Origin of the sequence: Caballeronia sp. ATUFL_F2_KS9A, assembly GCF_023630765.1 — a bacterium.
In the GTDB taxonomy this organism is placed as follows: domain Bacteria; phylum Pseudomonadota; class Gammaproteobacteria; order Burkholderiales; family Burkholderiaceae; genus Caballeronia; species Caballeronia zhejiangensis.
Genome location: NZ_JALQEK010000032.1, coordinates 361,645 through 373,128 on the forward strand (window position 1 = coordinate 361,645; position 11,484 = coordinate 373,128).

The 11,484-nt window shown below is 64.4% G+C and carries 10 protein-coding genes; 8 read left to right on the top strand and 2 right to left on the bottom strand.

Going from position 1 to position 11,484, the window contains the following annotated elements:
• The 6 genes from NCS67_RS22460 (at nucleotide 1) to NCS67_RS22485 (ending at nucleotide 7,305) form a co-directional block, all read left to right on the top strand.
• Nucleotides 1–1,686 (top strand): ApeI family dehydratase, encoded by a 1,686-nt coding sequence (locus NCS67_RS22460; RefSeq protein WP_250436790.1) that lies wholly within the window; start codon nucleotides 1–3, stop codon nucleotides 1,684–1,686.
• Nucleotides 1,687–1,754: 68 nt separating this feature from the next.
• Nucleotides 1,755–2,657, top strand: a complete 903-nt coding sequence (locus NCS67_RS22465) for a lysophospholipid acyltransferase family protein (RefSeq protein WP_051079015.1) — start codon at nucleotides 1,755–1,757, stop codon at nucleotides 2,655–2,657.
• A 4-nt stretch (nucleotides 2,658–2,661) separates the two neighbouring features.
• On the top strand, nucleotides 2,662–3,246 hold the full coding sequence (locus NCS67_RS22470) for an outer membrane lipoprotein carrier protein LolA (protein WP_250436661.1): 585 nt from the start codon (nucleotides 2,662–2,664) through the stop codon (nucleotides 3,244–3,246).
• Nucleotides 3,247–3,253: 7 nt separating this feature from the next.
• On the top strand, nucleotides 3,254–5,626 hold the full coding sequence (locus tag NCS67_RS22475; RefSeq protein ID WP_250436663.1) for an MMPL family transporter: 2,373 nt from the start codon (nucleotides 3,254–3,256) through the stop codon (nucleotides 5,624–5,626).
• A complete protein-coding gene (locus NCS67_RS22480) occupies nucleotides 5,623–6,435 on the top strand; it encodes a polysaccharide deacetylase family protein (RefSeq protein ID WP_250436665.1) in 813 nt (270 codons plus the stop codon). The genes NCS67_RS22475 and NCS67_RS22480 overlap by 4 nt, the downstream gene beginning before the upstream one ends.
• Before the next feature lie 183 nt (nucleotides 6,436–6,618).
• Entirely contained in the window at nucleotides 6,619–7,305 is a 687-nt protein-coding gene (locus NCS67_RS22485) for a GntR family transcriptional regulator (protein ID WP_160172879.1), read from the top strand.
• A 19-nt stretch (nucleotides 7,306–7,324) separates the two neighbouring features.
• Here the strand turns inward: NCS67_RS22485 and NCS67_RS22490 are convergent, their stop codons facing one another.
• Complete coding sequence (locus tag NCS67_RS22490; RefSeq protein WP_250436666.1) at nucleotides 7,325–8,527, bottom strand: mandelate racemase/muconate lactonizing enzyme family protein; 1,203 nt, start codon at nucleotides 8,525–8,527, stop codon at nucleotides 7,325–7,327.
• Between the two features lie 46 nt (nucleotides 8,528–8,573).
• Nucleotides 8,574–9,845 (bottom strand): MFS transporter, encoded by a 1,272-nt coding sequence (locus NCS67_RS22495; RefSeq protein ID WP_250436668.1) that lies wholly within the window; start codon nucleotides 9,843–9,845, stop codon nucleotides 8,574–8,576.
• Nucleotides 9,846–10,198: 353 nt separating this feature from the next.
• On the opposite strand from NCS67_RS22495, the gene NCS67_RS22500 reads away from it, so the two are divergent.
• Both NCS67_RS22500 and NCS67_RS22505 read left to right on the top strand, forming a co-directional pair.
• Entirely contained in the window at nucleotides 10,199–10,567 is a 369-nt protein-coding gene (locus NCS67_RS22500; protein WP_175981049.1) for a hypothetical protein, read from the top strand.
• Between the two features lie 161 nt (nucleotides 10,568–10,728).
• Nucleotides 10,729–11,472: a class I SAM-dependent methyltransferase gene (locus NCS67_RS22505; protein WP_250436670.1), complete on the top strand. Its 744-nt coding sequence runs from the start codon at nucleotides 10,729–10,731 to the stop codon at nucleotides 11,470–11,472.
• Nucleotides 11,473–11,484 lie beyond the last annotated feature (12 nt).

An 11,484-nucleotide genomic window follows, 5' to 3' on the forward strand; every position in this document is an offset into this window, starting at 1 on the left:
ATGCAGACTTTTCCGCTGGTTTTCCACACATCGCCGGATCAGACCATCGCCTGGCGCGACGGCGCGAGCGTCTCCGTGCGCGACTTTCTCGCCGATGTCCGCGCGCTCGCCGATGCGCTTCCCGAAGGCGGGCATGTGTTCAACGTGTGTACGGACCGGTATCGCTTCACGGTGAGCCTGTGCGCGACGCTCGTCGCGGGCAAGACGAGCCTGCTGCCTTCGACACACACGCCGGAAATGGTGCGCGCCCTCGCCTCGTTCGCGCCCGACGCGTTTTGCCTGCACGACAGCGACGATTGCGCGATCGATCTGCCGCGCTTTCGCTATCCGGAGGTTGCGCACGTGGACGTTTCCGGCGAAGCGCAGGTTCCGCATATCGACGGGGCGCGCGTCGTCGCGTACGTGTTCACGTCCGGCTCGACCGGTGTGCCGGTGCCGCATCGCAAGACGTGGGGCTTTCTCGTGAAGAACGTGCGCGCCGCCGCCGACCGGCTCGGCCTGCTCGGGCAAGCCCGCGCGACGCTCATCGGCACGGTGCCGCCGCAGCACATGTACGGCTTCGAATCGACGGTGCTGCTCGCGCTCATCGGCGGCCTCGCGTTCAGCAACCGTCAGCCGTTCTATCCTGTCGATATCCGCGCGGAACTCGACGCCGTGCCGGAACCGCGCGTGCTCGTCAGCTCGCCGATCCATCTGCGCGCGCTCTTTGCCAACGACGAAGCGTTGCCGCGCGCATCGCTCGTGCTGTCGGCGACCGCGCCGCTTTCGGAAAAACTCGCGCTCGACGCCGAAGCGCGCCTCGACGCGCCGCTGATGGAAATCTACGGCAGCACCGAAACGGGCCAGATCGCGACGCGCCGCACTGCGCGCACCGCCGCGTGGGAATTGTTTCCCGACATCGCGCTGACGCCACGCGCCGACGATGCCGACGATCCCGGCGAACCGACGATGTGGGCGTCGGGCGGACACGTCGAAACGCCGGTGCCGATGGGCGACGCGCTCGAACTCATCGACGAGACGCATTTTCTGCTGCACGGGCGCAAGGCGGATCTCATCAACATCGCGGGCAAGCGCACGTCGCTCGCGTATTTGAATCATCAGCTGAACGCGGTGCCGGGCGTGGTCGACGGCGTGTTCTACATGCCCGACGAAACCGAAGCCGACAGCGAACCCGTGCGCCGTCTGATGGCGCTCGTCGTCGCGCCGAGGCTTGCCGTGGCGGATTTGCAGCGCGCGTTGCGCGAGCGCATCGACGCCGCGTTCATGCCGCGTCCGCTGCTGTTCGTCGAGACGCTGCCGCGCAACGCGACCGGCAAGCTGCCGCGCGACGTGCTCACGCAACTGATCGAGCAGGAACGCAAGCGGCGCGCGGCGTTGAGCTTCACCGTGCCGCCGGATCATCCCGCGCTCCCCGGACATTTCCCCGGCCATCCGATCGTGCCGGGCGTCGTCCTGCTCGATCACGCGCTCGACGCGATCGGCGCCGCGCTCGGCACGAGCGTTGACGCGTGCAGGATCGAATCGGCGAAATTCCTGAGTCCGGCGAAACCGGGCGAGACGCTCGATATCGCCTACCAAACGGCGGCGAGCGGCGCGATCCGCTTCACGATTCGCGCGGGGGCACGCGCGGTGGCGAGCGGCGCGCTCGCGGCGCCGTCCGCCGGCGGGGACGCTCGAGCATCGTGAACAAGCCGCGCAACCGCGACGACTGGGCCGACCGCCAGGAACGCAGCAACCTCGCGTTGCTGCGCTTCATGACGTGGATATCGCTGCGCTTCGGACGGCGCATCGGGCGCGTGCTGCTGCGGATCATCACCGCGTATTTCGTCGTGTTCGCGCCGCGCGCGCGGCGTGCGTCGCGCGGCTATCTGAATCGCGCGCTCGGGCGGCATGCGGGCTGGCGCGACGGGTATCGGCATGTGTTTTCGTTCGCATCGACGATTCACGACCGCATCTATCTGCTCAACGAGCGCTTCGATCTGTTCGATATCCGCACGCACGGCGTCGAGGATGTCGAAGCGGCGCTCGCCGGCGGACACGGCGCGTTCTTGATGGGCGCGCATCTCGGCAGCTTCGAAGTGGTGCGCGCGATCGGGCGGGCGCAGCCGCATATCCGCATCGCGATCACGATGTATGAAGAGAACGCGCGCAAGATCAACGCGATTCTCGCCGCCGTGAATCCGGCCGCGCATCACGATGTGATCGGTCTCGGCAAAGTCGATGCGATGCTCAAGGTGCGCGAGCGGCTCGATGCGGGCAGCCTCGTCGGCATTCTCGCGGACCGCACGCTGCCCCAGGCCGGCGACGCGCTCAGGGAACGCGACTTTCTCGGCGCGCCCGCCGCGTTTCCGCTCGGGCCGCTGCATATGGCGGCGGTGCTGCGCCGTCCGGTCGTCTTCATGACGGGGCTGTATCTCGGCGGCAATCGCTACGACATCCATTTCGAAACGCTCGCCGATTTCTCGACGATCGAGCGCGGCGAGCGCGCCGCCGCCGTCGATGCCGCGCTCACGCGCTATGTCGCGCTGCTCGACAAGTATTGCCGCGCCGCGCCGTACAACTGGTTCAACTATTTCGATTTCTGGCAGACGAGCGCCGCGCAGGACCACGCGCCCGCGAGCGCGGCGCCGCTGCGGGAAGCGACGAGGGATTCCTGAACTCATGCGAATTTTCGCCGCCGTTCTGACGGCCGCCTTGCTGTCGGCTGCATCGACGATCAGTGCCGCCGCCGACACCCCCTGGACGCTCGATCGCCTGATGAACACGCTCGGCGCGAAGAAATCGGGCCGCGCGCATTTCACCGAGACGCGTTATCTTAAGATCGCGCAGGCGCCGCTGGAATCGTCGGGCGAGCTCGTGTTCGTCGCGCCCGATCATCTGGAAAAGCACACGACGAGTCCGAAGCCGGAGAATCTCGTCGTCGATGGCGACATGCTGACCGTCGACCGCAACGGCCGCAAAATCACGATCCCGCTGCGCAACTATCCGGAACTGGGCGCGTTCATCGAAAGCATTCGCGCGACGCTCGCGGGCAACCGCTTCGCGCTCGAAAATGCGTACAAGGTTTCGATCGACGGCAAAGGCAACGACTGGACGATGACGCTCGTGCCGATCGATTCGCGCATGCAGCAGAAAGTCAGCTCGATCACGCTCGCAGGCACGGGCGCGGCGCTCGCGCGCGTCGAGATTCGCCAGGCCGACGGCGACCGCTCGCTGATGCGCCTGCAAGACGCGTCGGCGCACTGACCGCGGCATGCGCGCGGTCTCGCGGTCCTTGCGTCAGCCGGCGGTCATCGTCTGGCTGTGCTTTCTCGCGGCGTGCGCGGCGATCATCGCGCGCGCGAGCTTTTCCGCCGATCTCTCCGCTTTCCTTCCGCGCACGCCGAGCGAGCAGCAGCGCGTGCTCGTCGAGCAGTTGCGCGACGGGCTCGTGTCGCGGCTGATTCTCGTCGGCATCGAGGGCGGCGATGCCAACGCGCGCGCCGAACTCTCGCGCAAAATCGCGGCGACGCTGCGCGAGGACAAGCGCTTTTCGGCGATCAACAACGGCGAGCCGGTCGGACAGGCGCGCGACGAGCGCTTCGTGTTCGAGCATCGCTATCGACTGAGTCCATCGGTTACGCCCGAGCGCTTCAGCGAATCCGGCCTGAAAGACGCGCTCGCCGACAGTCTGGACCTGCTCGCCTCGTCCGCGGGCATGATGACGAAGGACTTGCTGCCGCACGATCCGACCGGCGAAGTCACCGCGCTCGTCAGCCGTCTCGACAGCGGCGCGCAGCCCGCGATGCACGGCGGCGTGTGGGCATCGCGCGACGGCCAGCGCGCCGTGTTGCTCGCGCAGACCGCGAGCCCCGGTTCCGACACCGACGCGCAAGCGAGCGCGATGGCCGCGATCCGCGCCGCGTTCGACAAGGCCGCGCCGGGCGCGACGCCTTTTCGCCTGCTGCTGACGGGGCCGGGCGTCATCGCCGTCGAATCGCGCGACACGATCATGCGCGACGTGCGCTGGCTGTCGGCGGCGAGCATCGTGCTGATCGTCGTGCTGCTGCTCGCGGTGTATCGGTCGGTGCCGACGCTCTTGCTCGGCCTGATGCCGGTGCTTTCCGGCGTCGCGGCGGGCGTGGCCGCCGTGAGCCTCGCGTTCGGCACGGTCCACGGTCTGACGCTCGGTTTCGGCACGACGCTTATCGGCGAGGCGGTCGACTATTCGATCTATCTCTTCGTGCAATCGGCGGGCGTTCAACGGCGCGAATCGCTGAAGGACTGGGTCGCGGGCTTCTGGCCGACGATCCGTCTCGGCGTGCTGACGTCGATCTGCGGCTTCGCCTCGATGCTCTTCTCCGGCTTTCCGGGCCTCGTGCAGCTTGGGCTGTATTCGATCGTCGGTTTGTCGACGGCGGGCATCGTCACGCGCTTCGTGCTGCCGCATCTGCTGCCGCAAGGCTTCGCGATTCGCGATGTCTCGCGCCTCGGCAATGTGCTCGCGCGTTTCGCCGCGCGCGCGTCGCACTTGCGCGTGGCGCTCGCGGTGCTGCTTTTCGCCGCGCTCGCGACGCTGCTCATGCAGCGGCACGGCTTGTGGAGCCAGGAGTTGTCGTCGCTCAGCCCGGTTCCAAAGGCGAGCCAGGATCTCGACGAACGCCTGCGCGCGGATGTCGGCGCGCCGGACGTGCGCTATCTCGTCGTGGTGTCGGCGGCGAGCGAGCAGGCCGCGCTCGAGCGCGCCGAAGCCGTCGCCCGGCAATTGCAGCCGCTCGTCGATGCCCGCGTGATCGCCGGTTTCGAAAGCCCGGCGACGTATCTGCCGAGCGACGCCGCGCAGCGCGCGCGCATCGCGAGCCTGCCGGATGCCGATACCTTGCGCGCGCGTCTCGCGCCCGCCCTGCGCGATCAGACGATCCAGGTGAAGCCCGAGGTTTTCGAGCCTTTCATCGCCGATGTCGAAGCCGCGCGCGCGCAACCGCTCTTGCGACGCGCCGATCTGCGCGGCACGTCGATGGCGCTCGCCGTCGATTCGCTCCTCACCGAACGCGACGGCCGCTGGACCGCGATGCTGCCCTTGCGCGCGGCCGAAGGCTCGGACGTGCGGGTGCACCAAATTCGCGCGGCGGTCGCGGCGGCGCGCGTGCCGGACGCGCTTTTCGTCGACATGAAAGCGGAAGCCGATCGCCTCTACCGGAACTACGTGCACGAGGACATTCGCCTGTCGCTCGGCGGATTCGCCGCGATCGTCGTGCTGCTGGTGCTCGCGCTGCGCTCACCGGTGCGCGCGGCGCGCACGCTGGCGCCGCTCGTCGCGGCGGTGATCGTCGTGATCGCGGGCCTCGCGCTCGCGGGCAAGTCGCTGACGATCCTGCATCTGATCGGCATGCTGCTGATTGTCGCGGTCGGCTCGAATTACGCGCTCTTCTTCAACTATCGCGCGCACGCCGAAAACGACGCGGTTTCGCCGCAAACGCTCGTCTCGCTCGTGATCGCGAATCTCGCGACCGTGCTCGGCTTCGGGCTGCTCGCGCTGTCGAACGTGCCGATGCTCAAGACCTTCGGGTTGACGGTCGGTCCCGGCGCGATTCTGGCGCTGCTGTTCTCGGCGATTCTCGCGCCGCGCTCGGGATTGTCGCGATGAACGCGCCCGGCGAGCCGCGCCGCTGGACGCCGACGCCCTTGATCGGCGGCGCGGCGGCCGTGCACGCGGGCGCGCTGGCATCGCTGATCGTCGCGCCCGCGACGTGGCCGTGGGCGGCGGGCGGCGTGATCGCGTCGCATCTCGCGCTGACGGCGGCGGGACTCTGGCCGCGAAGCGCCCTGCTCGGCCACAACTGGACGACGCTCCCCGAATCGGCGGGTGCGTGCATCGCCATCACCGTCGACGATGGCCCCGATCCCGACGTGACGCCGCGCGTGCTCGATCTGCTCGACGCGCATCGCGTACGGGCGACGTTCTTCTGCATCGGCGAGCGGGCGCGCGTCTATCCGAACATCGTTCGGGAAATCGTCGCGCGCGGACATGCCGTCGAGAATCACAGCCAGCGGCATCGGCATGATTTTTCGCTGATGGGACCGGGCGCGTTGCGGCGCGAGATCGACGCTGCGCAAGCCACGTTCGAGGAAATCGTAGGCACGCGGCCCCTCTTCTTTCGCGCGCCAGCGGGCTTGCGCAATCCGTTTCTCGAACCGGTGCTGTGCGCGCTCGGCCTGCAGCTCGCCAGCTGGACGCGGCGCGGTTTCGATACGCGCACCGGCGACGCATCGCTCGTTTCGCGACGTTTGCTGAACGGATTCGCTGCGCGCGACATTCTGCTCGTCCACGATGGCCACGCCGCAAGGGACGCAAACGGCGCGCCCGTCCTGCTCGCCGCGCTCGACACCGTGTTGCGAGCGGCGGCGGATCGCGGGCTTGTCACCGTCACATTGCGCGAGGCGATCGTCGGATAGACGGCGCGGCCCCTCCGCTCGATTCTGGTGAGCACCCCATTCACTCCGCGCACACTATTGTTTCGGATTGCAAATAAGAATCTTCCGGAAGAGAAAAGCCACAGTCGCAAAGTATGCTTGGATCCGAAGCGATGTGTCTTTTTCCGTAAACAATATGTCGGATGACGAAGATAAGGGGTGACTGTGAGAGGGCTTGAACGAATTGCTTTTGATGCACCGAAGTCACTGGCGGAGATCACCGAGGAGCGGCTACGACAGTTGATCGTCAATGGAGAACTGGAGTTTGGGGAACAAGTCACGGAATCCAGGCTGTCCGACCTTTTTGGCTTAAGCAAAACGCCCGTCCGTGAAGCGCTCCTTCGATTGAGCATTGCCGGCCTCGTCGAGATAAAAGCGCGGTCGGGAACCTATGTGTTCTCGCTGACGGACAAGAACATCTGCGACATCAGTACGCTACGCATTACGCTCGAACAGGCCGCCATTCGCTCCGCCATGCGCGAGAACGCTGCCCGCCTCATGGAAGAACTGAACCGGAACCTCGACGCTGCACGCGCCTTGCACGCAACGTTCGAGTTGGCAACGTATCGCGCGCTCGATCATGAGTTTCATCAGATTCTCGTCAGGCATTCGGACAACCCTTATCTGATCGATTGCTACTCGACGATAAGCACGAAGGTATTGGCGATGCGCAATCGCCTGACGTTCTCGCGCGAGTACATCAATAAATCGATTGACGAGCATCGTGCAGTCACCCGCGCGCTGGTCGAAAACGATGTCGACGGAGCCTGCATCATTCTTGCAGAACACGTCAACTGTGGCTTCACGGAGCGCACGCGACGTCTGTTGACAGACATCGCGCGAATGCAGTAAAGCCGGGCGCGTGGTGCGCTTATTCGATCGTGAAGGCGTGATACCGCTTCACGACGTCATCGCTCAGTTCTTGCCCAAGCCCCGGCAAATCCGGGACTGAGAAGTCGCCGCGCTCGGGTTGATAGTCGTGAATGCACAACTCGCGCACGCAATCCTTCAGGCTGTGCGTGTGATGCTCGTGAATGATGAAGTTCGGTACCGCGGCTTCGAGGTGGAGCGCTGCCGCAGTCGAGACCGGCCCGCCGCAGATATGCGCCTGCATCGTCGCGTCGTACAGGTTTGCATAGTCACAGATTTTCTTCGCCTCCGTCAGTCCGCCGCAAAGGCAAATATCCGGCTGTATCACGGCCACGGCCTGTTTTTCGAACAGATCGCGATAACCCCAACGCGTATAGCAGCGTTCGCCGGTCGCGATCGGGATAGACGTATTGCGCGCGACCATCGCCATGTTGTCCATGTTGAGCGGATGAACCGGCTCTTCATAGAACAGGATGTTGTACGGCTCGACAGTCCGCGCGAACTGGATTGCTGCGTTGACTCCAAGCAGCGCGTGGGCTTCGATGATGATGTCGACGTCCGGCCCGACAGCTTCGCGCATGGCCGCGATCCGTTCCTCACCCATGCGCAACTGGTCCGCTCGTAACAGCCCGAAGTAGTTCTGGTTGACTTCCCAATCGAGCGGCGGGCCGCCGTTGCGGTCGACTTGCAACGGGTCGACCTTGATCGCCGTATAACCCTGCGAGACGGCTTTGCGTGCTGCGTCGGCGTACTGCTCGGGGCGTGTGAGCATTTGATGCGTGTCGCTCCAACCGAACTGAAGTTGACTGGCATAGGCGCGCAACCGCTCGTTTGTCTTGCCGCCGAGCAACTGATAGACCGGCGCGCGCAGGGCTTTGCCGCGAATGTCCCACAGCGCGATATCGATCGCGCTCATGCCCGCGTAGAAGACGTTTCCGCCGCCCATGCCCCAAAACGTTGCGCGGAACAGGTTTTCCCAGATGGCTTCGACCTTCATCGGATCTTTGCCGATGATGCGCGGGGCCAGGTCGCGCACGATGCCGACGCCCGCCTTTGCGCCCGCGCCATAGGCCAAGCCGACTTCGCCGATGCCGCTGATTCCTTCATCGGTATTGATACGGATAAGGACCGGATTGAAGCGCGCCATGCGCGGATCGGTTCGGCTGACTTCACAATCGAATATTTCGACGTTCGTTATTTTCATTGATCAATATTCCAGAGAGACTTCGATGGAGCCCGATGCGACGATGTCAGGCGTTCGCGGTTTGCGCCGACGGACCGACCTTCGGTGTCTGGCGAGGAATGCTCATCGTGACCAGCACACAGAACGCGGCGACGCACAAAGCCGCCTCGACCATGAACACGCCATATGATCCGTAAGCCTGAGAGACATGTCCGAGCGCCTGGTTCGCGAGAAAGCCGCCGAGACTGGAGCACGAGTTGATAAAAGCGATGCTCAACGCGAGACCGGCCGGGGACAGCATTGCAGGGGGAATGGCCCAATACGGGCCGTAGAAGCTCAGAATGCCAACGCCAAACAACGCCATGCCAGCCATGCGAAGCGACATGGACGGAACGCTCGCAATGACGAAGAAGCCGACACCCGCAAGCAGCATCGGTAGCGCGGCGTGCCATTTGCGCTCGCCCGTGCGGTCCGAGTGCGCGCCCCAAAGCGGCATCGATATCATCGCGCAGACATACGGCAGCGCCATGATGAGCCCGGTTTGCGTATCGGTCAGGGACGCCGCGAATCCCTTCACCTGCCCCGGAAGCCAGTAATTCGATGCTTGCGAGGCCGCTTGAATCAGCATGTATGAGAGCGCCAGTTTCCAGATCGTCGAATTGCCCAACACCATCTTCAGCGTCGGCTGTTCGTCGGCGCCCTGCGCGCTTCTTTCCCGCTGCAACTCCGCTACGAGCCACGCTCTTTGATCCTTGTTCAGCCATTTGGCATCCGCAGGCGCGTCGACCAGAACGAAGAAAGCCAGACCGCCCAGCAGAATGGTCGGCACGCCTTCGATCGCGAATAGCCAGCGCCAGCCGCCATACCCGGCCATGTGGACGTGCTCGACGATCCAGCCGGACATCGGCCCCGCGACGACCGAGGAAAAGGCAATCGCCATCATGAAAAGCGACGTGACCTTGGCTCGCTCGCGAGCAGGGAACCAGCAGGCGAGATAGAAGATCATGCCGGGGAAGAAACCCGCTTCGAACACGCCGAGCAGCAGGCGCGCGATCGCGACGTGGGTCGCAGTCTGGGCAAAGAATGTCAGTGCTGTAACCGCGCCCCACACTATGACGATGAAGCTGATCCAGCGGCGCGCGCCCAGGCGCTGAAGCGCGAAGTTGGCCGGAATCTGGCACAGCAGATACGACGCAAAAAACATCGATGCGATCGTGCCGAACTGGGTCGGGGAAATGTCCAACTCCCGATTCATTTGCAGGGCCGCGAAACCGACATTCACCCGGTCGAGATAGTTGAAGAAGTAAAGAATGAACGCGAACGGCACGATCTTCCACATCACCGTTCGAATGACCTGCGGCCCAAATTCCTGACGCTCCAAAAATGCCTCCCGAATATCTAATGGTCAAGATACCTATCTAATATCGACAACACGGTATCCAGCAGCGTTTTCTCCGTCAACCCGAAGTATCTGATGTATGAGATACCAATTTGTGTGCCGTAGCGTGTCACGCTTCGCTTTGTTAAATCTTCGCAATTCTAAACATCCAAGAACGATCGATAGACAACGTCCTATTTGAGCGAAGACCTTCAGTCAGCGAATTTTCCGAAGCCAAAACCGAAACAGGAGAATGAAAGGTGCCAGCGCAAGAAGCATCACGATTTCCAGTGCCCCTTCGCACTCGAGGCAACGTGGTTCAGAATCCGGATGCCGTCGCCGAAGCGAGGCTGTGGTCTTTGCTCGACGCAAAAGCCGTCGCCATACTTGAAGCGACGCCTGAGCTCGACAGCATCATTGAACGCTTGCATCAAAGTCACGGATATCTCGCAAGAGCCGAGGCGGATCTCTTGCATCTGCGGAGCTCGCTCAGGATGCTGGCCACGCAAAAACGGGCCGCGCAAGCGGATATAGACGCGGCAGTCGAGCAAGCAACGACCGCCGTTAGCAGGACCGTCGAAAACCGCGTGCAACTTGCACTTGACGCGTCGCGAAACGGAATAAACGTCAGGTTCTTTTGCGTCGATCACTTCGAGAATCCCGCGAGCGCAGACGGTCTGTGAGGGCCGAAATCTTCGCGCAACGATCGATCCGCGCGCGGATGTGCTTCGTCGCGATGCGGAAAAAACAACGTGTTCAGACTCGAACATGTTCAACGATCTCCGGCGCTTTCGAAAGATTGAATCTATAGTCGAGGGCTGACCCGTCAGGGGCCGTTGCATACGTGAACTCACCCCTCGCCCGAATGCTGCCCGCCGCGCTCATCGAAACCGCCAGCCGCCCCTACCGCGCGGCGGGCCGGTTCGCGTGGCACTTCGCATCGGCCAAGCTGCGTCGCGATCCGTTCTTCGCCCATATCCTCGCGCACGGCCTGATTCCGGATGGCGCGCGCATCCTCGATCTCGGCAGCGGCCAGGGCTTGCTCGCCGCGTGCCTCGTCGGCGCGCACGCGTGGCATCGCGAACACGCCCAGCGTGCGTGGCCCGCGCGCTGGCCCGCGCCGCCCGTGCCGCGCTCGATTCACGGAATCGATCTGACGCCGCGCGACGTCGCCTGGGCGCGCATCGCGTTGCAGGCGCACGAGGCGCGCATCCGATTCGTGTGCGACGACATTCGCGCGGCGCCGTTTCCCGATGCCGATGTCGTCGTCGCCTGCGATGTGCTCCATTACGTCGATGCCGACGCGCAGGTGTCGATCCTCCGCCGCGCGCGCGCCAGCCTCGCGGCGAACGGCGTGCTCCTGCTGCGCGTCAGCGATGCCGCCGCGGGCTGGCACGCGCGCCTCGATCGCGCCATCGATTTCGGCATGCAGATCGCGCGTTCGGGGCGCGCGAACGGTCTGACGGTCCGCAGCGAGGCGCAATGGCTCGCGCTGCTCGGCGATCTGCGATTCGCGGTCTCCATCCGTCAGATGGGCCACGGCGCGCACGACGCCAATCGTCTGTTGATTGCGCGTCCCGTCGGCTGATTGGCGGCATCG